Genomic DNA, 23,285 nt, shown 5'->3' with positions numbered 1-23,285 from the left:
ATGGCTGCGGACTGTCGCGGTTTCGAGGTCGACCCATGGCAATTGCGGTGGTGCGGAATGGATGTGGACGCACTGCGGCGGACGGAATCAATCTTCGCGTTGTCGAACGGTCACCTCGGTTTGCGCGGCACGCTGGAGGAGGGGGAGCCGGTCGGCGAGCCGGGCACCTACCTCAACGGCTTCTACGAGAAGCGTGAATTGCCTTATGCCGAAGTGGGTTACGGATACCCGCAGCAGGGGCAGACGGTGGTGAACGTCACCGACGGAAAGATCATCCGGCTGCTCGTCGGCGACGAGCCGATGGACATGCGCTACGGCCACGCCCGGGAGCATGAGCGGGTACTGGATTTCCGCTCCGGAACACTGCGACGCAGCACCGTATGGACCTCGCCCACCGGTCAATCCGTGCGAATCCGTTCGGAGCGCCTCGTCTCGTTCACCGAGCGGGCGCTGGCCGCCATCCGTTATGAGGTCGAGCCGCTCGACGAGGATCTGGATCTGGTGATCCAATCGGATCTGCTCGCCAACGAGCCGGTGGTGGCGCGCCAGGGTGATCCCCGGTTCGCGGCGGCCCTGGATCGCCCGCTGGTGGCCGACTTCGCGGCCGCGCGGGATTTCCATGCGGTGCTCGCCCACCACACCAGGCATTCCGGGCTGCGGATGGCCGCGGGGATGGATCACGAGCTGGCGGTGCACGCCACGCCACGGTGCTCGGTGCATACCGAGGACGATCTGGCCCGGCTGACGATCGCGGTCGATGTCGCGCGGGGCGAGACGGTGTGCGTGACAAAGTATTTCGCCTACGGCTGGTCCAGTCAGCGTTCGACCCCTGCGCTGCGCGCCCAGGTCGAAGCGGCGTTGGCGGCGGGGCTGGAGACCGGCTGGGACGACCTGCTGGCCCGGCAGCGCGCCTATCTCGACGATTTCTGGGCGAGCGCGGATATCGAGATCGACGGCGATCCGGAGATGCAGCAGGCCGTTCGCTTCGCGCTGTTCCATGTGTTGCAGGCGGGGGCTCGCGGTGAGACGCGCGCGATACCGGCGAAAGGGTTGACCGGCCCCGGCTACGACGGGCATTCGTTCTGGGACACAGAGACTTTCGTACTTCCCGTGCTTACCCATACGGTGCCCGCCGCGGCGGGTGACGCGCTGCGCTGGCGGCATTCGACCCTGGAGCTGGCGCGGCAGCGGGCCCGCGAACTCGGTCAGTCGGGGGCGATGTTCCCCTGGCGATCGATCAATGGTGAAGAGGGCTCCGGCTATTGGCCGACCGGCACCGCGGCGGTGCACGTCAACGCCGATATCGCCGACGCGACCATTCGCTATCTGGCGGCGACCGGGGACGAGCAGTTCGAACGGGACTGCGGGGTAGAGCTTTTGGTGGAGACCGCCAGGTTGTGGGCCGTTCTCGGGCATCGGGATTCGGCCGGGAACTTTCGGATCGACGGTGTCACCGGGCCCGACGAATACTCCGCGCTGGCCGACAACAACATCTATACGAATTTGATGGCGCAAAAAAATCTGCGCGGTGCGGTGGCCGCGTGCGAGCGGCAGCCCGAGGTGGCGCAGCGGCTCGGGGTCACCGAGAGCGAGATGGGCCGCTGGCGGGACTGTGCCGAGAAGGCCGCCATGCCGTACAACGACCAACTCGAGGTGCACGAGCAGTCGGAGAATTTCACCCACTACATGCGCTGGAATTTCGCCGATACCCCCGCTGAGCGTTATCCACTGCTGCTGCACTATCCGTACTTCGATCTGAACCGTAAGCAGGTGGTCAAACAAGCCGACCTGACCCTCGCGATGTACCTGTGCCCCGACGAGTTCACGCCGGAGCAGAAGCTACGGAACTTCGACTATTACGAGGCACTGACGGTCCGCGACTCCTCACTCTCCGCCTGCGCTCAGGCGATCATGGCGGCGGAAGTCGGTCACCTGTCGCTGGCCTTCGACTACTTCGTCGAATCGGCGCTGACCGATCTGCACGACCTGCACCACAACGTGGCGACCGGATTGCATATCGCCTCACTGGCCGGAACGTGGAGCTGCTGCGTTGCTGGCTTCGGCGGCATGCGCGAATGCAACGGCGAAGTGCGTTTCGCCCCACGCCTCCCCGAAAACCTCGACCGCCTCGCTTTCCGAATCCTGTGGCGCGGCAGCCGAATATCGGTCGACATCACCCGCGACGCGGCAACCTACTCCCTGCTGTCCGGCGACCCCTTCACCTTCCGCCACCACGGCCAGCCCCACACGCTGGCCGGGACACCCCTGGAACTGGGCATACCGGACCTGCCGAATGTCTCCAAGCCCGAACCACCGGCCGGACGGGCACCATACCGCCGGGATTAAAGGTCCTGCCTGCATTAAATTGTGAAATACCGTCACTGGACATATTGTGACCGGTGGCCGACTATGAACGGCAGATCAGCTCGTTTTTCCAGACCCGCGTGAATTGTCACGCGGAAGCGAAAGGAGCTCGTGATCATGTTCAAGACCACCATGGCCGCCGTAATCCTCGCGGTGAGCGCAATGATTGCCGCTGCCCCGATCTCCCAAGCGGCGCGACCGCCCGACGCCAAATTCATAGCCAATTACAACACGGTGGAAGCCTGCCAAGCCGATGGCGAGTCCCCGAAGACCGGGGGGAGCCAATGGGAGTGCGAACAGCGTGACAATGGCTCCTGGGATCTATATACATACTGAACGCCACCCGGTTTGAAATACCAGGTCGATCGGGTACGGGACGCCCATCTCGCCTTCCCGTACCCGATCCAGGCGCCGCACTGCCCTCCGCGGCTGTGCGGTCCCAGATCGGTAATATCGCGGAAGCTCTACGCCGCCGACGCCGCGACGGCTGATGTCAGAGTTCGTGTTCAGGGGCTCCCGGATTGCACAGTGCTGCGACGGTTTCCGGATAGCCGACGGCGGGGCGCCACGGCTCGAGGTTCCAGCTCGGCTTGTCCGGCATGGTGATTCGGGCCCAGTCCCAGTGGCACAGGAACTGGTCGCGCATGCCGGGGGTGTCGGCGTCACCGGCCTGGCGAAGGACTTCCTGCCAGGCGCGTCCCGCGGCCGGCGGGAAGGGATCCTGGCGGCCGGCAACGGTGGGGTAGATCATCAGCCGGGTGCTGTCGGCGCCGTCGGTCCAGACGACATGGTCGATGAGCGGGCGATCGATGAACGGATCGAGGTTCGCCTCGCTGGATCCCGTCGAAATGGGTGCAGCGGGCGGGGTTTCGGCGAAGAACACCGGGGTGGCTCCCGCAGATCCGGCGGACGTGGTGAGGGCCACCAGCATGGCGGCGGTGCCGGTGGTGAGAATCGCTGATCTTCGCATCGCAGTGTGTCTTTCGTGTCGAGTCATCCGTGGGCGGCCGGGTGCAGGGCCTCGACGACTGCTTTGGCGGATTGGGCGACGAGGGGGTCGTCGGCGGGGGCGTGTTCCTCGGTGTTGATCGACAGTACGGTGATCACGATCGGCGAGTCGCTGTTGGGCGGCCAGGTCACGGCGGCGTCGTTGGTGAGGCCGTAGTCGCCGCCGCCGGTTTTGTCGCCGGTCTTCCAGTCCTGCGGCAGTCCGGCGCGGATCCGGTTCAGGCCGGTGGTGCTGCGCAGGAGCCATTCGGTCAGTTGCGCGCGCTCCGGTGCGGGCAGCGCGTCGCCGGAGATCAGCGCGCGGTAGTCCGCGGCGAGTGCGGCGGGGGTGGTGGAGTTGTGCTCGGGGTTGGTGTCTCCGCTGTTGCTCAGCGGCTCCCAGTCGTCGAGGCTGGTGGCCGTATCGCCCAGCGTGCGAACGAATTTCGTGATCGAGGTGGGGCCGCCGAGCAGTTTCAGCAGCTCGTTGGTCGCGGTGTTGTCGCTCTTCTCGATGGCCGCGGCGGCCAGCTCACGCACCGTCATGCCGGTGTCGACGCGCGTCTCGGTCACCGGCGAATACTTCACCAGATCGTCGGCGGTGAAATGGATGACGGTGTCGAAATAGCCGTCGGCCAGTGGATGCTCGCGGAGCAGCGCGGCTACTGCCAGCGTCTTGAAGGTCGAGCCGATCGGAAACCGCTCGTTCTCCCGGTAACCCAGAAAGACGCCCGTCTTCGTATCGACCGCGAAGACACCGACTCGGGCGTGGTGTGCGGACTCGAGCTCGCTCACCCGAGCGGTCGCCGTTGCGGCGTCGGGCACCCGGGTGGGTTCGGTCTCGGATTGCGACACCGAGCACGCGCCGACGAGCGCGGCTGCCGTGATCGCGACTGTCAGAACACCGATTCTGGATTTGGCTGTCATGACTGCTCTCCTCTGAAATGGCGGACAAGCGGGGCGCGACGGAGCATGGCACTCGCTCATTGATGCAGTCCAAGCCTGCGAGACGCTGATTCATGCCGAACTGGCATACTGGCTCGTCGTGGATATGGTCGAAGCCTGCCGAGCGTTCGTGGCGGTCGGCGAGTACGGCAGTTTCACCGACGGCGCCGCCGTCGCGCGTATCCCGCAGTCGGTGGCCAGCAGACGCGTCGCGGCCTTGGAGCGGCGTTTCGGCGCTCGACTGTTCAACCGGTCCACCCGTGCGGTCACCTTGACCTCGTTCGGCCGTGAGGTGCTGCCCTCGGCCAAACGCCTGGTCGAACTCGCCGACACCCTGGACCACAACGCCGAACGCGCCAAACTGCGCCCCTTTCGAATGGCGGTGCCCACGATATGCAGCCCGCTGCACCTGGCCCGGTTGATCGCCGCCGGGCGGCGCAACGGGCTGAATCTGGACCTGCACGCGGCCGATCCCGGAGAGCGCGCGGAGTTGCTGCGCACGATGGAGGTGCGGGCGGCCTTGGTTGCGATCCCGCCCGGCGAGGGCAGTTGGCGGGTGCCGCTGGGCCTGGCCGGTGGCGGCGCGCGAAAGAGCCGGGCACTGTATGTGGAGTCGCTGCGGCCGAGCCGCGCCGACCGGGACGCCCGCCGGCGCCGCATCTGGGTGCAACCCGAAGACGATGTCCCGCACATTCGTGACCCGCTCACCCGGCTCGGCGCCGCGGTGGGCTTGCAGCCCGCGCAGGTGCTGGTGGCGAACTCGTTCGCTGCGGCGGCGGCGGACGCGCTCGCCTCGACCGATCTGCTGCTCTGCTCGGCGAGTCAAGCCGGCGAACTGGGCCTGCATTGGCAGCCGATCGGCGAACTCGCCCAGCTGGCGCGGGGCTACCGGCTCGTCACCGGGCTGAGTGAGGACACACAGCGAACCCAGTTGCTGCCCGCCGCCGAGATCGGTCACTGCCTCGGCCAACCGGATACCGATGGCTGAGGCTGTTGATCCAACCGACAGGATGGTGACGTGGGAGTAGCGGAGATTCTGCGGGCGGCGCGCGACGAGCTGGATAGCGCGGGGTTACGCGGTTCCTTCTTGGTGCGCGACCTCGACAACGGCGACGAACTCGGCCTCGACCCCGACACCGAGTACCCGTCCGCGTCCCTGGTCAAAGTGCCACTCGCGGTCGCCACACTCGAACGCGTCGCCCGCGGCGAACTCGATCCGACCACGCCGATCGTGGTGCAGCCGGGCCGTGTGACGGCGCCCGGCCCGGTCGGCATCACCAAATTTCGGCATCCCGCCACCATCGCGCTGGCAGACCTGCTGTACCTCACCCTGTCGATCAGCGACAACGCCGCCGCCGACGCACTGTTCGGGCTCACGCCACCCGAGGCCGTGACCGCCGAACTGGCTCGGCTCGGCATCGAGGGCATCTCCGTGCGTCACCTACTGCACGAACTCACCCGCACGCCCACCGAAATGCTCGACCCCGCCCACGCCCACCTCGCCCACACCCTCGCGATCACCGCCGCCACGGCCGGCCACGGACACCCGGTGCCGCAACTCGACATCAGCCGAGCCAACACCGGCTCAGCCCGCGCCTTCGTCGAACTGCTGCAGCAGATCTGGCGCCCCAGCAGCATCCACCCCGAGGCCGCGGCGCAGATCCGCCGACTGATGGGCGAGAACATGCTGCGCAACCGACTGGCCCCCGACTTCGGCTCCGACGCCTCCCGATGGTCATCGAAGACCGGCACCTTGATCAATCTCCGCCACGAAATCGGCGTCGTCGAACACGCCGACGGCCAAACCTTCGCCGCCGCCGCCCTCACCGAATCCACCGTGCCCGCCGCCACCCAGCCCGCCGCCGAAGCAGTGATGGCCGGCGTCGCCAGGCAGCTCCGCGACGAACTACGACGGAGGTAGCACCCGCGGACCGCCGGCAGTGGCGGTGAGAAGTGAGACGACCGTGAGAGTTTCGTGCGATGCTCGGATCATGACGTGGTCGGTTCTCGGTGGTTTCGTTCTTGCGGTGGCACTTGCGGCGATGGTGCCCGGTCCCACTACCGCGCTGGTCATTCGGCGGAGCGCGCTGGGTGGCGCGCGGGCTGCGGTGCCGATCATCGGCGGCATGCAGGTCGGGCTGTATGCGTGGATCGCGGCTTCGGCGTTCGGGCTTTCCGCGCTGGTAGCGGCCAGCGACGTGGCGTATGTGGTGATTCGGGTCGTCGGCGCGGCCGTGCTGATCTACCTCGGCGTGCAGGCGTGGCGGGCGGCGCGCAATCCGTCCGGCGAGGCGCTGGTCGACGAGGCTGCGGTGGGTGCGAAGCCCTGGCGGGCCGCCGGCATCGGCATGCTGACCAACCTGACCAACCCCAAGGTGGCGGTGTTCGCCTTCGCGTTCTACCCGCAATTCGTTGCGCCGGAGGCGAATATCCTCGCCACCACCCTGCTGCTCGGCCTGCTGCACCTCGTCATCGACGCCACCTGGTTCATCACCGTCGCCGTCTTCGTCGGCCGCGCCCGCGCGTTCTTCGCCGAAACCCGAGTGCGCCAGTGGCTGGAGCGCATCACCGGCACCGTGCTGGTAGCCCTCGGCGTCCGCCTCGCCGTCAGCGAGGTCTAGCGGCCTCTCAACTGCCGCACCTTCTCTCGGGATCCGCACCGACTTTCGGGGGCCCGTAGTGGGTGCGTCCCCCGAGAGAAGGTGCGGGTATGTGGGGGTGGGGGCTCCGCATAGAGTGATGCGGTGGCTGTTGTTGTGGGTGTCGTCGTCGCGCTGGGGGTTTTCGGCGGGCTGCACTGGTATTTGTGGCGGCGGCTCGTGCGGGATACGACGGTGCGCGGGTCGATTGCGCGCCGGGTGGGCACGGGGGTGCTCATCGCGGGGCCGGTGCTGCTGATCGGTGCGTTCGTGGCGGAGTCGGCGGGGATTCCGTTCCTGCTCATCCAGATCATCGCCTGGCCCGGGTACATGTGGGGTGCGCTGTTCATCTATCTCGTCTTGTGGCTCCTGGTGGGTGAACTGGTCCGGCCGTTCGTCCGGCGCTGGATCACCCGCTCGGACAAAGCGCCGGAGGATGTGCTGATCCCCGCGACCGGGGGAGCCGACACCGCACCCCGCGATGAACCGGAAGCGCCGGTTTCGCGGCGGCTGTTCGTTTCTCGCGCGGTGGGCGGTGCGGCGGCGCTGGCGGCGGTGAGCACCGTCGGTTACGGCACGCACAGCGTGCTGTCGGGCCCGCAGGTGAAACGCCTGACGATCCCGCTCGCGAATCTGCCGCGCGCCGCGCACGGTTTCCGGATCGCCGTGGTCAGCGATATCCATCTCGGGCCGATTCTCGGTCGCGGGTTCGCAGAGCGGGTGGTCGAGACGATCAACGGCACCCAGCCGGATCTCATTGCCATCGTGGGTGATCTGGTCGACGGCAGCGTCGAACATCTGCGCTCGGCAGTGGAACCACTGGCCCGGTTACGCGCGCGGCACGGCGCCTATTTCGTCACCGGCAACCACGAATACTTCTCCGGCGCCGAGCAGTGGATGGAGCACGTGCAGGAACTCGGACTGCATCTGCTGGCGAACAGTCGCACGGAGCTGCCGTACTTCGATCTGGCCGGTGTCAACGACATTCAGGGCAAACGCATCGGACAGGGCCCGGATTTCACTGCGGCCCTGGGCAATCGCGATCTCGCGCGCACCGCGGTGCTGCTCGCGCATCAGCCGGTGCAGATCCACGACGCCGTCGAGTTCGGCGTCGATCTGCAACTGTCCGGCCACACCCACGGCGGGCAGGTCTGGCCGGGCAATTTCCTTGCGGAACTGGCCAATCCGACCGTTGCCGGACTGGAGCGCTACGGCGACACGCAGCTCTACGTCACCCGTGGGGCGGGCGCGTGGGGACCGCCGGTCCGGGTGGGCGCGCCCTCCGATATCACCGTCGTGGAGCTCGCTTCGAAACAGGCCTGATCCTGCGTCAGGAGTCGAGCAGATACTGGGCGACGATATAACCGGAGTTGCCGGAAACGCCTGCACCGGGCCAGGTTCCAGCGCCGAGCACGTACAGATTAGGCACGAAGGTGCGATGGCCCGGCGCCGCCGCGATGGGCCGCAACGCAAAGCTCTGCGCGAGGTCCTGCGCACCGCCGTAGGGGTCACCAGGGCCGCTGTTCGGGTTGAACGCGGCCAAGGTAGCCGGGGTGACCACCGTCCGGGTGAGGATCGTAGCGGTCAGTCCCGGGATGTGGCGTTCGACCACCTCCAGCACCCGGTCGGCGTAACGGTCCACCACCTCGTCGTTCCAGGTGCCGTCGGTGGCGATCAGCCCCGCCGCGTCACCGCGCGGCCGGGTCGGCACATCGGTCACCTGGATGCGCAGCACGCTGGTACCCGCGGGCGCCCGCGTCGCATCATGCGCGGTCGGTGAATCGATGGTCATCGTCGGCCACGCGGGCAACAGCCCGGCCCGCGCCTGGGCGACATGCAACGACAGCCCGTCGAGCGAATCGGTGAGGAACGGCTGCCCGATCCGCTCGAAACGTCTGTCCGCCCAGGGAATCGGCGCGGAGGTGGCGAGATGCAGCTGGAAAAGCCCGGTGCCGTACCGGTAGCGCCGGGCCTGCGCCAGAATGTGCTCGGGTACTTGCGTTTCCGCCAGCAGCCACTCGTAGAGCTGGTCCGGGTTCACCGAGGCGACGACGCTGTTCCTGGCCCGATACGCGCTACCGTCGGACAATTGGACCCCCACCGCGCGCCCGTCGGCCACCCGGATCCGGGTGACGGTGGCGCCGGTCTGGATGACACCGCCGTGCTCGGTGACGATGCCGGCAAGCGCCTCGGCCAGTTTGCCGATGCCCCCCTGCGGAATCGGCATGCCGCCACCGGTGAAACCGAGCGGGAAGATGGTGGTCCAGAACGCGCCGCCCGCATCATCGGGCCCATGGCTCACGTGCGCGGGCCACGAGCCGAAAAGGCTGCGCATGGCGGGAGATTCGATCTCCGACACCGCTGAGCGCGCACTGTCCAGCGCCAGTTCGGCCACCTCGGACCAGCCTTTGCCGTCGCTCACCAACTGGGCCAGCGTGGCACGGGCCGCGTCGGAGGTCAGATCCTGACCCATCAGACCGAACGCCGCACCCGTCGACGGTCCCAACGCCGAGATGATCTCGGCGACCGCCGAACTGTCGCCCGGATGCAGCCGGTCGGCCTCCTCGGCCAGCGCCACGGGGTCGCGCGGGAACACCGCGGTGGTGCCGTCCTCCAGCGAAACCCCGGTCGGAAACTCGGGTTGCAGGATCTCCAGACCTTGCTTCTGCAGATCCGGGCCGAGGTCGCGCCACGCGGGACCACTCGTGAAGAGGGGCACCGCGGACGAGAACGGATCGTAGATCACCCCCGGCGCCAACTCGGCGCTGCGGACGAACCCGCCGACTCGATCGTTGCGATCGATGACGAGGACCTCGTGTCCGGCTCGGCTCAGATAGGCCGCCGCGACCAGCGCGTTGTGGCCGCCGCCGATGAAAATGTGGTCGAAATTCTGCATGCGGTCAGTCGACCAGCCCACCGCGGCGGCGTCGATATCTCTTGTCACTGAACGGACCGGGACTTTCCGGTACCGGCGGGCGGCTTGGTGGCGACCACGATCTCGAACGGTCCGCGCAGCACCTCGACGTCGCGGAAACCGAGCTCACCGAGCATGCCCCGGTAGTCGGCCGCCTCGCGCAGCATGCTGGTGCAACTGTCCACGCCGATCAGGAAATACGACCAGAAGAACTGCCGGGCGAGCCGCTCGGCATCGCGGAATTCCTCGCAGATGAGCACCCGCCCGCCCGGCGGGAGCGCCTGATACGCCTTCGCCAAGAGGGCCCGCGCCTGCGGTCGCTGCCAGTCGTGCAGCACCCGGACGAAGGACAGCATGTCGTATCCGGTGGGCAGCGGTTCGGCTAGGAAGTCGCCGCCGACGAACCCGAGACGGTCGCCGCAGCCCGAATCCGCGCGCGTTCGGTCCACCAGGGAGCGCACCGCGGGCAGGTTGTAGACGTCTGCCCGCAGTGTCGGGTTGTCCCGCAGCAGGCGCGCGGCCAGCGTGCCGTCACCGCCGCCCACATCCAGCAATCGCCGTCCAGCACTCCACAATTCGGCGTGCATTCGAAATGTTTCCGCGATGGGGCCGATCCCGGCCGCCATGCTGTGTTCGAAGCCTGCGATCTGCTCGGCGCTGCTGGGCGGCCAGCTGAAGGCGTCCGGCGGCACGCTGAGCTCACCGCGGAGCACGTCGGGGAGTTTGCCGTAGAGCGTGCGCCACGGATAACTGTCCCGATCCTGTTCGAGCGAGTCCGGGCCGAGCACATCGGCTACCGCGTCGTGTGCTCCTTCGACGGCGCGATACTCGGTGTCGCGCAGTACATCCGACGACATTCGTGTCACGAGTCCGAGACATTCGAGACAGTCGAGCAGTTTGTACAGGCGCACCGGCACCAGCCCGAATCGGTCGCTGAGTTCACCGAGGCGGACAGGGCTGGCGACCAGCGCGTCGAGGATGCCCATCTCCCACGCGGTGCGCACCGCATCGATGGCCTTGTCGCCGTTGAACAGCAGACTCATCAGCGCGCGGGGCGAGAAGGCGATCTCGCTCATCCGCGCAAGGCCTTTCGTTCGGCAATGAGCGCGTCCATGAAGGCGTCCACCTCGTCGATCGTGTTGTAGATGTGCGGCGCCACCCGCAGCCCCTCGCGCCAGCTGCACACCATGCCGCGCTCGGCCAGCCGCTTCTTCACCATTTCGTCACCGGGAAAGTGCAGGCAGACAACTCCACCGCGCTGATCGGTCGGGTAGGGCGTGCGCATCGGGATACCCGCGTCCACCGCCTGCGCCATGATGCGATCGGTACATCGCAGCGAATGCGCGCGGATCGCCGGCGCACCGACCTCCGCGAGCAGATCGAGGCCGACCCGAGACATCATGGCAGTCAACGGAATCGGCGTACCACCGGCGAGCCGCCGTGCGTCCGGGGCCCAGTCTTCCGCAGGGCGGAAAGTCAGCGGATCGCGACCAGCGAACCAACCGGTGGCTGCCGGGCGCAGTGTCGGCAGCAGGTCCTCCCGCGCGTAGAGAAATGCCGTATGCGCCCCGCACAGCCATTTCCCCGCACCACCGAGGACGAAATCGATCTCGAGCGCCCGCAGGTTCAGCGGAACAACCCCCACTGTCTGGAAGGCGTCCGCGATGACGAGCGCGCCCATCCGATGTGCCTGCGCCACAATACGTTCGAGATCGAGGACAGCCCCGGTGGTGTAGCTGCCGTGCGCAACACAGACCAGCAAAGTCCGCTCGTCGATCGCCGATAAGACCGCATCGGTGTCGAAATCGACCGCCACCCGTTCGGCGCCGTACCTGGCGAAGCCCTGCCAGAGGAACGGCACGGTGGGGAATTCGCGGTCGGTGGTGACCACTCTGTTGCGTTCGCCGCGGAAGTCGAAACAGGTGGCGAGCCTGCCGAGCAATGTGGTCAGGTTCGTGTCGGTGACCACCGTTCCTGGTGGGGCACCGAGGAATTCGGACAATGCGCGCAGATATCCATCCAGTTCGTCCAGCCAGCCGCCCCATGCGTCGTCACGCCAAGTGCGCATCGTCTCCCAGTAGCGACCGAGCACCTGCTCCACGCCGCGTGGCAGCGCGCCGGTCGAGTTGCTGTTCAGGTAGACGCAGGTCTCGAGCACCGGGAATTCCGCGCGCAGTGTGGTGATCCGCGATTCCTCGTTCATCGGGCCGTCGACCTCCGCGCCGCACCCGGCGCGTAACCGCCTTCGCGACGCCAACTCTCGGTCAGCTCGCCCCGCACCTGCCACAGCGCGCGGAACAGCGGTTTGGTCATCCGGCCCGTCAGCACCCTGGTCGGTACCCCATCCAGGGCATTCACCCCTTGTCCGACGCCGATCGTCCGGCGCACCAACATGAAGTGGGAGACCAGCCACAGCTGGAACCGCTCATCGAAGTCGACCAGCAACTCGCAGAGGCGTTTGAGATCTGGCTGCGACCCGCCAGCGTACACCTCCGCGAGCTCGACCCCGCGACGATCCAGCAGCCGATCCAACACTGCCGCAACATGTTCCGCGGCGATGAGCACCGCGTTGTAACCGGGCGACTCCTGGCCGCTGCCCTTACCGAGACTGCGCCGGATGACCTGATAGGTATCGGGCGTCATGGTCTCGAGCACCCGTATCTCCCGCGCCAGGCATTCGGCGATGCGATTCGCCCGGTCCAGCCGCGCGGCCGCCGCCCACAGCGCGTCCCGGTCCACCTCCTCGACGACCCCGGCGAGCTCGTGCGACAACAGCTTGAGCCATACCTCTTGGGCTTGATGCACGATCTGAAACATGAGCTCGTCGGAGTCGGTGAGCTCGTCGACCGCCGTCTGCAACGACAACAACTCCGGCGTGCGCAGATAGACCTCGTAGTCGGTGGTGCCATCGCCGACCCAGGCCTTCAAGACCGTATTGAAGATCGGCTTCGACAGCGTTTCACGCAGCTGGTCCGCCGCGGTGTTTCCCTGCATCGTGGACAAGGCGTTGCCTCCTGGCGACTCAGCGCCGTCGATTGTTCGCAACGGTTGTCACCCCAACGCCGGTAGCCGGCGACCGCCAACCGAAATAGTCGGGGCCACCGTGGCATACCGGCGTCGGCGGAAGCATCGTTTCGGTCCGGCCAGCGGATCAGCTGAGACCGAGCAGCTCGGGTTTGCTCGCCCGGGTACGCAGGCTCGCGGCCGGGTCGTCGACCAGCCGCCGGGTGCGCAGGTCGAGCAGTGCGCTGACACTGCTGATCTCGGCGACGAGCGTCCCGTCCGGCTTGCGCAGGACATGTTCGACCCGGTGCGTCTTGCTCGTGCCCCAGACGAAGGCACACGACACATCGACCTCGTCGTCACCGCGCAGTTCGTGGTGATACCGCAGGGTGGTTTCGAGATTGATCGGGCCGAGCCCGTCGGCAAGGAGCTTGTCGGGGGAGAGCCCGGCCGCCTGTGCGCAGGCGAAGCGGGATTGATCCGCGTACTGCATGTAGACGGTGTGGGCGACATGATGCTGGGTGTCGAGTTCGTAACTGCGGACGGCGAATCGGATGGTGAACGGTTCGGTGGTCATGGGTGCCTCCTCGGCATTGCGATGGATAGGACTGGTGCTGTGGTCAAGCGGCGTACATGGCGGCGATGAGCTCGGCCTGCTCGGCGTGCACGACCGGACGTTTGACCTTGCCGGTCGACGTCAGCTCGCCGCTCTGGTCGGTCCACGGCGTCGGCAGCACCCGCCACGCCTTGACCTGCTGGAATGCGGCGAGCCGGGCATTGGCCGCCGCGACCGCCGACCGCACCTCCGCCAGCACCACCGGATGCTCGGCCAGTTCGGCCGGGCCGCCGGCGAGGCCGCGCGCCGCCGCCCACGCCTGAACGACTTCGCTTGCGAGGGTGAACACGGCGACCAGATGCGGTCGCCGATCGCCGAAGACCAAAGCCTGCCCGATGATCGGGTGTTCCTTGAGCAGGTTCTCCACCGCGGCCGGCGCGATGTTCTTGCCGTTGGTGGTGATGATGATTTCCTTCTTCCGGCCGACCAGCGACAGGAAGCCGTCGGAATCCAGCACGCCGAGGTCACCGGTGTGCAGCCAGCCGTCGCTGTTCACCAGTTCGGCTGTCTCCGTGGGTAATCCGAAGTAGCCAGGGGTGCGCGCCGCGCCGCGGACCTGGATCTCGCCGTCGGCGGCGAGTCGTAATTCGATTCCCGGCAACGCGCGACCGACCGTCCCCAGCTTGAAGGCGACCGGGTTGTTGCCGGTGACCGCGCCGGTCATTTCCGTCATTCCGTAGACGTCGAGGATGAGCAGTCCGAGCCCCGCGAAGAAACGCGAAACCTCCACCGGCAGTGGGGCACCGGCGCTCATCGTGTACAGCACCCGGTCGAGCCCGAGCTGTTCACGCAGACCAGCGAGCACCGAAGCGTCGGCCGCCGCGAACTTCTCGGCCGTCGCCGTGGTCGGCGACCGTCCGAACTGGCGACTCTCCACGTAGGCCCGCCCGGCCCGCATCGCCTCGGCGATCGTGGCGGTCTCGCCCTCCCGTGCGAGCTGTGCCTGGACGACGGCCATCATCTGTTCCCAATCCCGGGGCACGCCACGGAAGATGTGCGGGCGGGCCGCCCGCAACACGGCGGGCAACTGGGCGAGGTCGGCGCAGAAATGGGTGTGTGAACCGCGCACCACTGGCATGTACAGGTTGAACATTCGGGTGGACACGGCCGTGAACGGAATATGGGACACCTCGGTGCTGCGCGCGGCGGACGCGGCCGCCGACGAGACGGCCTCCTGGTAGAGCGCCATCCGGTGGGTGATGATCACGCCCTTCGGATTACCGGTGGTGCCCGAGGTGTAGAGCAGGGTGAGCGTGCTGTCGGGAGTCAGTGCCTGCCAACGCTGGTCGATCGGTGCGGCCGCCAGCCGCTGCTGCCCGATGCGCAAAAGTTCAGTCCAGCTGAGGAATTGACCACCAGGTGGACAGGCCGCCGCATCGACCACGATCACCTTGCGCAGCCCGGGCAGGTCGGCCAGCACCGGCAGCCAGCGGTCCAGCTGTTCCTGACCATCGAGGACGGCGTACTTCGCGCCGCAATCCCTTGCGACATAGGCGATCTGATCGGCGGCGAGGCCATCGTGAACGGTGCTCGGTACCGCACCGGCGTGCACCGCACCGAGGTCGGCGAGGACGTGCTCGGTGCGGTTACTCATCGCCAGGACAACCACGTCATCGGGCGCCATACCCAACTCGGCAAACGCGGCGGCAACCTCCAGTACCCGCTGCCGCGTCTCGCCCCACGTGATGGTCGAACCGTGCTGGGTGAACGCGGGCAACTCGGCATGGTGGCGTGCCGTGTCGGCGAGGGCATCGCAGATCGTCCGGCCCGCGATGGCTCGCTCGAACTCCGCCCGTTCCGTCGCCGCCTGTGCGCCGCCGACCACCGGACTACTCAACAACTTCATGAGTGAGAACCCTGCGCAGCCCACGAGAGGGATACCAAGAGTCTCGCGACACTGGTGTTGGCAACACCTGGCAACCGATCGACCGATGATGGATCATGGGCCGGTGCCTGTGACCGCCCCTTCCGCCCGCCGTACCGAGCTCGCGGCCTTCCTGCGTAGCCGCAGGGACCGCGTCACGCCCGCCGATGTCGGCATGCCGCCCGGATTGCGGCGCCGGACACCGGGTTTGCGGCGGGAAGAGGTCGCCCTGCTCTCCGGGATCGGCGTCACTTGGTACACCTGGCTGGAACAGGGCAGGCCGATCAACGTCAGCGGCCGGGTGCTCGACGCCATCGCCGACACCCTCCAGCTCAGCGACCCCGAGCGCGACCACCTGTATCACCTGGCCGACGTGCCGATCGCCGCGGTCGCGACCAGCGCCGCCCGCATCACCCCCACCGTGCAGGCAATTCTCGACAGCATGTCCGGGTTCCCGGCCGCGGCGCTCAACAGCCGCTGGGATCTGCTCGGCTGGAACACCCCGTGTGCGGCGTTGTGGCCGCGGCTGACCGCGCCGGACAGCTCCCGCAACGTTTTGTGGGAGCTGTTCACCACCCCGGAATGCTGCCGCCGCTTCGTGAACCGGGATACCGGCTTGCCGCACATGGTGGCCTCGTTCCGCGCCGCGTTCGGCCAGCACCTCGAAGACCCGTCCTGGACCGAACTGATCCGCAGGCTCGCGGCAGCCAGCCCCGAGTTCGCGCAACTGTGGGCCACCCACGACGTCGCGACACCACCCAGCGCGATCATGACCTACCGGCACGCCGCCATCGGCGACCTCTCCTTCTCCCTGACCCGCCTCGACCTCACCGCAACCCCCGAAACCCTCATCACCGTCTGGACACCGGCCGACGAGGCGAGCAAACACCGAATGGACTGGCTGCTCGCACACCCCGACGCCCCCTCGGTCGACCACACACACTGAACCCCCAACGCTGCACCCTCTCTTGGGATCCGCACTGGTTACGGGCCCCGAAGTCGGTGCGTATCCCGAGAGAGGGTGCGGGATCCACGGGGAACCTGGGTGGTATCCGAGTGGCGTGCGCACTGCGGGCGTCCGGAGCGGTTAGGGGGGGGGTGCCCATGCGGACGTGGCGGCGTCCCTGGGTGAACGGGGAAGTGGCCCGCCCGGCCGGAGCGCGAGTTCCAGCCGGGCGGGCCACACACCGGATCCGCGCACGGCCCGAGCGTCAACAGAGATCATCTGGGTATTGGACGAAGATGGCCCTCGCACTGAAACGGGCGGTGAGCACACCGCTGCTGTACTTCTTCATTCTCGGCGACATCCTGGGGGCCGGCGTCTACGTGCTGGTCGGTGCGGTGGCCGGCGAATCGGGCGGTGCGATCTGGCTGCCGTTGCTCACCGCGCTCGTGCTCGCCACCCTCACCGCCGGCTCCTATGCCGAGCTGGTTACCAAATTTCCGCGCGCGGGTGGTTCGGCGCACTACGTGACCACCGCTTTCGGGCCCGCCGCCGGATCGTTCGTCGGGTTCTGCATGCTCGCCGCCGGGCTGGTCTCAGTGGGCGCGCTGGCCAGGGCGTTCGCCGGGGACTATCTGCAAGCTCTGATCTCGCTGCCGTCGATGGCGGTCGTGGTGGTGTTCCTGGCCGCGCTCGCCGCACTCAATATTCGCGGGATCAAGGAGTCTTTGCGCGCCAACGTGGCGGCGACGCTGATCGAGCTCAGTGGTCTGGTGCTGATCATCGGCCTCGGTGCCTGGATCATCGCGCGTGGCGACGCCGACCTGGATCGGCTCACCCAGGTCGGAACCGCCGAGCACGGTGCGGTGGGTGCGGTGCTGGCGGGCACGGTGCTGGCGTACTACTCGTTCGTCGGATTCGAGACCTCGGTGAATCTGGCCGAAGAAGTCCAGAATCCGCGAAAGTCCTATCCCACAGCACTATTCGCGGCGTTGCTCACCGCGGGCGTGGTGTACGTGCTGATCGGCATCGTCGCCAGCGCGAGCGTGCCGACGGAGCAACTGAGCCAGTCCAGCGGACCGCTGCTGGAGGTCGTCCGCGCAGCCGGTGACATACCGGACTGGGTGTTCAGCCTGATCGCACTGGTCGCGGTCGCCAACGGTGCGCTGCTCACCGGCATCATGTCGTCCCGGTTGGCCTTCGGCATGGCCCGCGATGGTTTGCTGCCGCCGGTGCTGAGCCGGATCCTGGCAGGCCGCCGCACCCCATGGGTCGCGATTCTGGCGACGACCGCCGTGTCGCTGATTCTCGCCTTGACCGGTGAAGTCGATTCGCTCGCAGCGACATTGGTGCTGCTGCTCCTGATCGTCTTCTCCGCGGTCAACGCGGCGGTGCTGGTACTACGGAACACCGAGGGCGAGGCGGATCACTTCCGGATTCCGACCGTCGTCCCGTGGCTGGCGCTGGCGTCGTGCCTGTTCCTGTTCACCCGGATCGAGGGCGAGGTCTGGGTCCGCGGTCTGATCCTGGTCGGTGTCGGCGTACTGCTCGCCGCCGTCAACGCGGCCCGTGCACGCCGGGGCGATCTGGTGCGGCAAGGTCAGGACAGCTAGGCCCCTGATTTGATACGGGCAGTGCGCGATCCGAGATTGGAGCCGTGCCGGACAACAGGCAGGGGACTGCGAGCGAACGGCTCAACTAGCGCGACGACTGCGCTTGCGATGACTGGTATCGCACAGCGGGTAATTCTTCGACCGCTTGCACAGACACAACGCCACCTGGAATCGATCACAGTCGATCCGCTTGCCGTCGGCGGTGACGATCTCCACCGGCCCTTCGATCAGCGCCGGCCCGTCCTCGGTGAAAGTTATTCGCCGCCGGTCACTTTCGGGTCCTGTCGGCACGGATCACCACCAATTCCTCGTCCTGCTGTCCCGGTTGGATCAGTCCCTCGTCGACGAGATGATCGCTGCATTGTCGCATCACGGGTCCGAACGGAATCGTCGTGCGCGCGACCGCCGCGGCCTTCAATCCGCCGCGCCGCAGCTGCGTGATGGTCAGGTCCGGATCGGCGACCATCGAGTGCACGATCAACGCGGTGCCGTTGGGGGCTAGCAGGTGCGGGGTTGCCGCACAGAGCCGGTCCAGAAACGACCGGCCGTCCTGCCCGGCATTCCAGGCCCGCGCTCGGCCCCGCGGCGGCGGTCCAGGCCGGGCCGGCACATACGGGGGATTGGCAAGCAGCACATCGAATTGGCGATGCCGCAGCATCGTTTCGAAATCGCCGCGCAGCACCTCGACGTCGATGCCGCGCAGTCGGCAGTTGAGCCAGGTGGACGCGCTCGCCCGGCGGGAGATGTCGACCGCGGTGACGGAGGCGGCTCCCGCCAGGCCCGCGTGGACGGCCAGCGCGCCGGTTCCGCTACAGATGTCGACCACACGCCCGCCACGGGGGAGTGCGGCATCGGCCAGAGCGGCGGCCAGCAACCATGTGTCTGTCTGCGGTCGGTAAACACCAGGGGTGCGTATCAACATCACCTTCGAGCAATGCCCGTCCGCGGCGAGATCAATCACGATCATCTAGGGGTTCGCGCAGCGAAGTGCGGTCCGCGCGCCAGCACCCGAGCACGTGGTCGCCGAAGCGGTCCTCCAGCATGTTGGTCACCTGGATGCCCAGCACCACGGACTCGCGCAACTCGGGTTCCCGGTCGAGCAGATCGGTGATCGCCTCGCGCATCACCTGCTCGTGTACCGCGTCGGCCTCGACGTGTTCGTTGTAGAACAGCGCACAGGCCGGATCGGAGTCCCAGCGTCCCAGCGCCTGCGCCATCCGGCGAGAACCCGGCGGGGAGGTGATCTCCACCGTCGCGAAATGCCCGACGAGCGCGCCACGCCAGGCGCGATGCAGGCCGAACAGCGACATCATGTCGACCAGCGCGAGCATCGGCGCGGGCACGATGTCGAGGTAATGCAGATAGTCCGGATTCAATCCGGCACCGGCCAGCAGGTCGGCGTAGAGCTTGGCGTGCACGCGTTCACCGCGCCCGCCGCCGAACTCGTCGAACTCGACCGCGACCAGCGACGCCTTGGCCTGGCCGCGCAGCCGCGGAATCACCCACGCGTACGGATCGGCCTCTTTGTGGTGGTAGATCGAGCGGTGCACGAAGTACTCGCGCAACTGCCACGGTTCACCCTCGTCCCGCAGAAACGCGCTGACCCCCGACTCCTCCACCGGAGTCACCAGCAACTGCTCGAGTTCGGCGTCCAGATCGGTCCCGCCGGGCACGTCCGCCCGCAACGCCCGCAGATAGTGCTGCTCCATGGTCGCGCGCAGGGCGAGCAGCCCCGGATCCCACTCCCAGCCGTCGTCGACCGCCCGGTAACCGTAGTAATGCAGTTCGTAGCAGGTATGCAGGGCGAGCTGGAAATCCTCGCCGTACGGGTCGACCTCGGGCAACGTCGGGACGGCACTGCCGGGGGCGCCCGAGAGCACATCGACGATCCCGGCGGACAGCTCGCCGCGCGGCGCGGGCAAGGCGCCGACCTCGGTGTGGTGAGAGGTAGTCATGATCTCCAGATACCCCTCATCCAGCACTCGACGCGCAACTTCGCGCACCGGCGACATCGACCTCGTCACACACCACACCACGGCGTCTGCCGAACCAGCGGGCCGCCCCCGGTCCGGGCTCGTTTGCGGGGACCGACGATGGGCATACCGGTAGTGCTTATGAGCTCGGGGTGCGTGCATGAATCGGACTGCCGCCGGGGGCGTGAGCGGACGATAATGACCGCACCGCAGGCCGAATTGTTCCGTTGTCAGGATCGAGGTGCTGTGATGACCGACGGGGGTTCCCCCGAGAACGTCGCCGAGCAACTGTCGGCGGCTTACGCCCACGCGTCCGGCTTGTTGTGGTCCGAGCAAGCCGTGGCCGAAGCGCTCGCGCGGATCACCTCGTTGGCCGCCGATGTGATTCCGGCAAGCTCCGGGTCCGGCATCAGTTTGCTCGACAGTGCGGGTCAGCGCACCACGTCCGCGGCTACCGACTCGTTGGTGGAGGCCGCCGACGCATTGCAATACGGGCTCGAACAAGGACCCTGCCTGACGGCCTGGAACGACCACCTGCTGATCCGCGTGGACAACGTGGCCCGCGACCAGCGCTGGCCGCAATGGGCTTCGCGCGCAACCGAATTGGGCATAGCATCGGTACTGTCCGCGCCGCTGGTGGCCGACGGCGACACCCTCGGTGCGTTGAAGGTCTACTCCAGCAGGCCGCACGCCTACACCGAGGTCAGCGAGGATCTGCTGCGCCGGTTCGCCGAGCTGATCAGCATCCTGTTGCTGCAGCTGCAGACCGCGCAGTCCGCCCAGCAATTCAGCGACGATCTCAAAGACGCGCTCCAGTCACGCGAAACCATCGCGTTCGCCCGCGGCATCCTGATGGTGCGCGAGCAAGTCGACGCCGACCGGGCCTACCTGCGCCTGATCGAGCTGGCCGGTCAGCGGCGGAGGTCGATCCGCGCGGTCGCTGCCGAGATCGTCGCGTCGACCGCCCGTAAGGCAGAGGCCGGTCATGGATCTTCCTGATGCGAACGGCTACCGGGATCGGTTGGCCGCGGCATACCGAGCCAGCGAGCTGACCGTCAACGAGTTGTGGCTGCGCTACTTCGCCCTCGGCGGCATCATCGGCCGGATGGAGATGGAGGCATATCTGAGCGGATTGATGGAGCTGCCGTCATTGCAACACGACATGCTCGCACTCGCGATCAACGAACGTCTGGACGAGATCGCCCCGGCCCGAGCCCCTTACCTGCCCGTCGAACTACCGGAAACCGTCAATCAGGAAACCGGCGGACCCGACGCGAACCCCTTCACTGCGCGGCACCCTCCCGCCGAGCCGGACACCGAGAATTAGCGCTCCGTACGGCCTTGCGCGGCGACGGCGGAAGCTTCGTCGATCCCGCCGCGGTGGCCGGGATCAGCAGGTGGTCATCGCATCCCGGACCATCATGAGGTGATGCTGAATGGCCGGCGCGGCGTCGCGCGCCAGCCCGGTCACCCGCTCGTCGGTGCCCAGCTCCATTTGGCGGGCTCCGGCCTGCAGCGACTGGACATGGAAACGCTCCTGCATGCGCAGCCAGGACAGGTCGAAGTCACGTCCGAATCGCATCCCGGTATCCCACATCTGCTGGGACTGCTCGGCATTCGGCGTCACGGGCAGCGGCACGCCGTTGGGTAGCGCGACCGCCGCGCCCATGGCGTCGAGGCGGGTGTGGTCGGCGACCAGCATGGCGCCGAGCGCGCGCACCGCCGGACACTCGCCCGCCAGCGTGGCGCGGCTCCCGGAGATCATCTCCGCCATGTGTGACTGATGCGAAACCATCAGGTAGGTGCTGTCCTGATACGGCAGCGCCACTTGGTCGGCGGGTTGCGCGGAGCCGACCCCGGCGACGCCGAATCCTACTGTGGCCGTGCCGAGTCCGACGACTGCGGCCACGGCGGTGGCCCGGAGCGCGCGGTGCAGAGATCTCATTGTTCTTCTCCTTGATCGACGAGCTTCTTGCGGCTCGGGTGCCCGCTCGGGACCGAGATATGCGACGGCGTCGCCGGGTCGGAGCGGGGCGAATCCCCAGCACATGTGCCCGGCTGCCGCGCCCGGCACGGAGACGCCGCGTGAATACGCGGATGTGGTTTGCCGCCTCGGCGGCCGGGTAGGCGTTCGACGACTCGCATACCGCGTTCCCCGAGGAGGACCGATGCCACGCTCGCTTTCCGTGCAAACCGAAACGGAACTCGGTGGCGCACTGAGCGTTCTGACGCTGCAACGCCGCGATCATCAGCGACTGGACCTGCTCTTGGAGCGCGTCGCGAACACCACCGGCGGCGAGCGGCAGGACGCGCTGACCGCGCTGTGCCGCCTCGTCTTCCCGCACGCGTTCGCGGAGGAGGCGGTGCTGTGGCCGCTGGTTCGCCGGACGCTGCCCGACGGGGAGGCACTGACGTTGCGGGTCGAACAGGAGCACCAGGAGATCAACGAGCTGTTCACCGACCTGGAGCAGACGGATCCAGGAAGTCTTCAGCATCTGCAGCTGTTCGGGCGCATCGCCGAGCTGCTCCGGCAGGACGCGCGGGATGAGGAAGACGTCTTGCTGCCGAAATTGCAGGAAGCGCTGGATCCCCGTGCGTTGCGCCGTGCCGGGGTGCTGTGGCTGGCGGTCCGATACACCGCGCCCACCCGTCCGCACCCGACCGTCGCGCGCCGACCACCGGGTAACGCGCTCGCCGCGCTGCCGCTCACCGGGCTGGACCGGTCGCGAGATCGGCTCGACCAGCTGTCGCGACGCGCACCGGCACCGCTGGCGGCCGGGTGTCGTGGCGCCAGCCGCAGCCTGGCCACGGTGGCCGGTGCCGTCGAACACCTGCCGCCGCTGCGCCGCGGCGAACATCCGAGCACCAGAACCTGATTCACCGACGGACCACGAAGGAGTCCAGATGAGTTACATCGATAAAGCCAAGGAACAGCTGACGGATCTGGTGGGCAAGGTCATCGACTCCGGCAGTAGCAGCGGCGGCACGCAGACGGTCACCATCAGCCGCCCGCGGGCCGAGGTCGAACAGTTCTGGCGTGATCCCGACAAGTTGTCGCGGGTACTCGGCGACCTCGCCGAGGTCCGTGCGACGGGACCGACGAGCTACGAATGGATCCTGCACCGCCCGGACGAGGAGTCGATCACCTGGGATACCAGGCTGGAGCCGGAGGAGGGCGGCCTGCGTTTCGTGCGTACCACCGGTAACGGCGACCCGTCTGAGGCTGCGGAGATCCGGGTGACGTTCCGGGACGCGCCGCGCGATCTCGGCACCGAGGTGACCCTGCGGGTGAAGTCGCCGATACCCGACTTGCTCACCGGCGCAGCAACATTCAAGGCACTCTACCGGGCCCGCGCACTGATGCAGACCGGCGAGCTGCCCACCCTTGCCCACAATCCGAGCGCGCGTGCGGCCGCGCACTGAC

24 protein-coding genes are annotated in these 23,285 nt (G+C 67.4%); 12 read left to right on the top strand and 12 right to left on the bottom strand.

The window, feature by feature from the left end; translation table 11 throughout:
* Both DBO33_RS23900 and DBO33_RS42965 read left to right on the top strand, forming a co-directional pair.
* Window positions 1-2,346: a glycoside hydrolase family 65 protein gene (locus DBO33_RS23900; RefSeq protein WP_107657051.1), complete on the top strand. Its 2,346-nt coding sequence runs from the start codon at window positions 1-3 to the stop codon at window positions 2,344-2,346.
* A gap of 135 nt (window positions 2,347-2,481) precedes the next feature.
* Window positions 2,482-2,700, top strand: a complete 219-nt coding sequence (locus DBO33_RS42965; protein ID WP_159080450.1) for a hypothetical protein — start codon at window positions 2,482-2,484, stop codon at window positions 2,698-2,700.
* 157 nt (window positions 2,701-2,857) lie between these two features.
* Here DBO33_RS42965 and DBO33_RS23890 read toward each other — a convergent pair whose 3' ends face one another.
* Both DBO33_RS23890 and bla read right to left on the bottom strand, forming a co-directional pair.
* Window positions 2,858-3,334, bottom strand: a complete 477-nt coding sequence (locus tag DBO33_RS23890) for a DUF2599 domain-containing protein (RefSeq protein WP_234391002.1) — start codon at window positions 3,332-3,334, stop codon at window positions 2,858-2,860.
* 23 nt (window positions 3,335-3,357) lie between these two features.
* Entirely contained in the window at window positions 3,358-4,278 is a 921-nt protein-coding gene (gene bla, locus DBO33_RS23885) for a class A beta-lactamase (protein WP_107657048.1), read from the bottom strand.
* 124 nt (window positions 4,279-4,402) lie between these two features.
* Between bla and DBO33_RS23880 the strand changes: the two genes are divergently transcribed.
* From DBO33_RS23880 to DBO33_RS23865, 4 genes are all read left to right on the top strand, one after another.
* Window positions 4,403-5,284 (top strand): LysR family transcriptional regulator, encoded by an 882-nt coding sequence (locus tag DBO33_RS23880; RefSeq protein ID WP_107657047.1) that lies wholly within the window; start codon window positions 4,403-4,405, stop codon window positions 5,282-5,284.
* 30 nt (window positions 5,285-5,314) lie between these two features.
* On the top strand, window positions 5,315-6,217 hold the full coding sequence (locus tag DBO33_RS23875; RefSeq protein ID WP_107657046.1) for a serine hydrolase: 903 nt from the start codon (window positions 5,315-5,317) through the stop codon (window positions 6,215-6,217).
* 70 nt (window positions 6,218-6,287) lie between these two features.
* Complete coding sequence (locus tag DBO33_RS23870) at window positions 6,288-6,917, top strand: LysE family translocator (protein WP_107657045.1); 630 nt, start codon at window positions 6,288-6,290, stop codon at window positions 6,915-6,917.
* Between the two features lie 123 nt (window positions 6,918-7,040).
* A complete protein-coding gene (locus DBO33_RS23865; RefSeq protein WP_107657044.1) occupies window positions 7,041-8,258 on the top strand; it encodes a metallophosphoesterase in 1,218 nt (405 codons plus the stop codon).
* 7 nt (window positions 8,259-8,265) lie between these two features.
* On the opposite strand, the gene DBO33_RS23860 is transcribed toward DBO33_RS23865, so the two are convergent.
* The 6 genes from DBO33_RS23860 to DBO33_RS23835 all read right to left on the bottom strand — a co-directional run bounded on the left by DBO33_RS23860 (window position 8,266) and on the right by DBO33_RS23835 (window position 15,314).
* Complete coding sequence (locus DBO33_RS23860; RefSeq protein WP_107657043.1) at window positions 8,266-9,831, bottom strand: phytoene desaturase family protein; 1,566 nt, start codon at window positions 9,829-9,831, stop codon at window positions 8,266-8,268.
* 44 nt (window positions 9,832-9,875) lie between these two features.
* Complete coding sequence (locus tag DBO33_RS23855) at window positions 9,876-10,925, bottom strand: methyltransferase (RefSeq protein WP_107657042.1); 1,050 nt, start codon at window positions 10,923-10,925, stop codon at window positions 9,876-9,878.
* Entirely contained in the window at window positions 10,922-12,052 is a 1,131-nt protein-coding gene (locus tag DBO33_RS23850; RefSeq protein ID WP_107657041.1) for an aminotransferase class V-fold PLP-dependent enzyme, read from the bottom strand. Before DBO33_RS23850 ends, DBO33_RS23855 begins: the two co-directional genes overlap by 4 nt.
* Window positions 12,049-12,843 carry a tryptophan 2,3-dioxygenase family protein gene (locus DBO33_RS23845; protein WP_107660539.1) on the bottom strand — a complete coding sequence of 265 codons (795 nt, stop codon included), beginning with the start codon at window positions 12,841-12,843 and terminating at the stop codon, window positions 12,049-12,051. Before DBO33_RS23845 ends, DBO33_RS23850 begins: the two co-directional genes overlap by 4 nt.
* A 157-nt stretch (window positions 12,844-13,000) precedes the next feature.
* Window positions 13,001-13,429: an acyl-CoA thioesterase gene (locus DBO33_RS23840; protein ID WP_107657040.1), complete on the bottom strand. Its 429-nt coding sequence runs from the start codon at window positions 13,427-13,429 to the stop codon at window positions 13,001-13,003.
* Window positions 13,430-13,472: 43 nt separating this feature from the next.
* Window positions 13,473-15,314, bottom strand: a complete 1,842-nt coding sequence (locus tag DBO33_RS23835) for an AMP-dependent synthetase/ligase (protein ID WP_107657039.1) — start codon at window positions 15,312-15,314, stop codon at window positions 13,473-13,475.
* A gap of 103 nt (window positions 15,315-15,417) precedes the next feature.
* On the opposite strand from DBO33_RS23835, the gene DBO33_RS23830 reads away from it, so the two are divergent.
* Both DBO33_RS23830 and DBO33_RS23825 read left to right on the top strand, forming a co-directional pair.
* Entirely contained in the window at window positions 15,418-16,278 is an 861-nt protein-coding gene (locus DBO33_RS23830) for a helix-turn-helix transcriptional regulator (protein WP_199856731.1), read from the top strand.
* A 296-nt stretch (window positions 16,279-16,574) separates the two neighbouring features.
* Entirely contained in the window at window positions 16,575-17,888 is a 1,314-nt protein-coding gene (locus DBO33_RS23825; protein WP_107657038.1) for an APC family permease, read from the top strand.
* 81 nt (window positions 17,889-17,969) lie between these two features.
* Here the strand turns inward: DBO33_RS23825 and DBO33_RS23820 are convergent, their stop codons facing one another.
* Genes DBO33_RS23820 through DBO33_RS23810 form a run of 3 tightly spaced genes read right to left on the bottom strand, consistent with a single transcriptional unit; the run spans window position 17,970 to window position 19,843 of the window.
* Complete coding sequence (locus DBO33_RS23820) at window positions 17,970-18,179, bottom strand: CDGSH iron-sulfur domain-containing protein (protein WP_107657037.1); 210 nt, start codon at window positions 18,177-18,179, stop codon at window positions 17,970-17,972.
* A complete protein-coding gene (locus tag DBO33_RS23815) occupies window positions 18,157-18,810 on the bottom strand; it encodes a HemK2/MTQ2 family protein methyltransferase (protein WP_107660537.1) in 654 nt (217 codons plus the stop codon). The genes DBO33_RS23820 and DBO33_RS23815 overlap by 23 nt, the downstream gene beginning before the upstream one ends.
* A 31-nt stretch (window positions 18,811-18,841) precedes the next feature.
* Window positions 18,842-19,843, bottom strand: a complete 1,002-nt coding sequence (locus tag DBO33_RS23810) for an iron-containing redox enzyme family protein (protein ID WP_107660536.1) — start codon at window positions 19,841-19,843, stop codon at window positions 18,842-18,844.
* 267 nt (window positions 19,844-20,110) lie between these two features.
* Here DBO33_RS23810 and DBO33_RS23805 point away from each other — a divergent pair, with 267 nt between their 5' ends.
* The gene (locus tag DBO33_RS23805) at window positions 20,111-20,860 is read left to right on the top strand and encodes a GAF and ANTAR domain-containing protein (protein ID WP_107660535.1); all 750 of its coding nucleotides are present in this window, start codon (window positions 20,111-20,113) and stop codon (window positions 20,858-20,860) included.
* On the top strand, window positions 20,847-21,188 hold the full coding sequence (locus tag DBO33_RS23800) for a hypothetical protein (protein WP_107657036.1): 342 nt from the start codon (window positions 20,847-20,849) through the stop codon (window positions 21,186-21,188). Before DBO33_RS23805 ends, DBO33_RS23800 begins: the two co-directional genes overlap by 14 nt.
* Before the next feature lie 63 nt (window positions 21,189-21,251).
* Here the strand turns inward: DBO33_RS23800 and DBO33_RS23795 are convergent, their stop codons facing one another.
* Window positions 21,252-21,806, bottom strand: a complete 555-nt coding sequence (locus DBO33_RS23795) for a DUF4142 domain-containing protein (RefSeq protein ID WP_159080449.1) — start codon at window positions 21,804-21,806, stop codon at window positions 21,252-21,254.
* Between the two features lie 223 nt (window positions 21,807-22,029).
* Here DBO33_RS23795 and DBO33_RS23790 point away from each other — a divergent pair, with 223 nt between their 5' ends.
* On the top strand, window positions 22,030-22,737 hold the full coding sequence (locus tag DBO33_RS23790) for a hemerythrin domain-containing protein (RefSeq protein ID WP_107657034.1): 708 nt from the start codon (window positions 22,030-22,032) through the stop codon (window positions 22,735-22,737).
* A gap of 28 nt (window positions 22,738-22,765) precedes the next feature.
* On the top strand, window positions 22,766-23,284 hold the full coding sequence (locus DBO33_RS23785) for an SRPBCC family protein (RefSeq protein ID WP_107657033.1): 519 nt from the start codon (window positions 22,766-22,768) through the stop codon (window positions 23,282-23,284).
* Window position 23,285: the final 1 nt, after the last annotated feature.

The sequence above is a fragment of the Nocardia suismassiliense genome (assembly GCF_900269665.1).
Classification (GTDB): Bacteria; Actinomycetota; Actinomycetes; order Mycobacteriales; family Mycobacteriaceae; genus Nocardia; species Nocardia suismassiliense.
Note: the sequence above shows the minus strand (reverse complement) of the source record. Positions and strands in the feature narration are given on the sequence as shown.

Coding starts and splice junctions, on each gene's coding strand:
- DBO33_RS23900 (WP_107657051.1), top strand. CDS start 1: ATGGCTGCGGACTGTCGCGGTTTCGAGGTCGACCCATGGCAATTGCGG.
- DBO33_RS42965 (WP_159080450.1), top strand. CDS start 2,482: ATGTTCAAGACCACCATGGCCGCCGTAATCCTCGCGGTGAGCGCAATG.
- DBO33_RS23890 (WP_234391002.1), bottom strand. CDS start 3,334: ATGCGAAGATCAGCGATTCTCACCACCGGCACCGCCGCCATGCTGGTG.
- bla (WP_107657048.1), bottom strand. CDS start 4,278: ATGACAGCCAAATCCAGAATCGGTGTTCTGACAGTCGCGATCACGGCA.
- DBO33_RS23880 (WP_107657047.1), top strand. CDS start 4,403: ATGGTCGAAGCCTGCCGAGCGTTCGTGGCGGTCGGCGAGTACGGCAGT.
- DBO33_RS23870 (WP_107657045.1), top strand. CDS start 6,288: ATGACGTGGTCGGTTCTCGGTGGTTTCGTTCTTGCGGTGGCACTTGCG.
- DBO33_RS23860 (WP_107657043.1), bottom strand. CDS start 9,831: ATGCAGAATTTCGACCACATTTTCATCGGCGGCGGCCACAACGCGCTG.
- DBO33_RS23855 (WP_107657042.1), bottom strand. CDS start 10,925: ATGAGCGAGATCGCCTTCTCGCCCCGCGCGCTGATGAGTCTGCTGTTC.
- DBO33_RS23850 (WP_107657041.1), bottom strand. CDS start 12,052: ATGAACGAGGAATCGCGGATCACCACACTGCGCGCGGAATTCCCGGTG.
- DBO33_RS23845 (WP_107660539.1), bottom strand. CDS start 12,843: ATGCAGGGAAACACCGCGGCGGACCAGCTGCGTGAAACGCTGTCGAAG.
- DBO33_RS23840 (WP_107657040.1), bottom strand. CDS start 13,429: ATGACCACCGAACCGTTCACCATCCGATTCGCCGTCCGCAGTTACGAA.
- DBO33_RS23835 (WP_107657039.1), bottom strand. CDS start 15,314: ATGAAGTTGTTGAGTAGTCCGGTGGTCGGCGGCGCACAGGCGGCGACG.
- DBO33_RS23825 (WP_107657038.1), top strand. CDS start 16,575: ATGGCCCTCGCACTGAAACGGGCGGTGAGCACACCGCTGCTGTACTTC.
- DBO33_RS23815 (WP_107660537.1), bottom strand. CDS start 18,810: ATGTTGATACGCACCCCTGGTGTTTACCGACCGCAGACAGACACATGG.
- DBO33_RS23810 (WP_107660536.1), bottom strand. CDS start 19,843: ATGACTACCTCTCACCACACCGAGGTCGGCGCCTTGCCCGCGCCGCGC.
- DBO33_RS23805 (WP_107660535.1), top strand. CDS start 20,111: ATGACCGACGGGGGTTCCCCCGAGAACGTCGCCGAGCAACTGTCGGCG.
- DBO33_RS23800 (WP_107657036.1), top strand. CDS start 20,847: ATGGATCTTCCTGATGCGAACGGCTACCGGGATCGGTTGGCCGCGGCA.
- DBO33_RS23795 (WP_159080449.1), bottom strand. CDS start 21,806: ATGAGATCTCTGCACCGCGCGCTCCGGGCCACCGCCGTGGCCGCAGTC.
- DBO33_RS23790 (WP_107657034.1), top strand. CDS start 22,030: ATGCCACGCTCGCTTTCCGTGCAAACCGAAACGGAACTCGGTGGCGCA.
- DBO33_RS23785 (WP_107657033.1), top strand. CDS start 22,766: ATGAGTTACATCGATAAAGCCAAGGAACAGCTGACGGATCTGGTGGGC.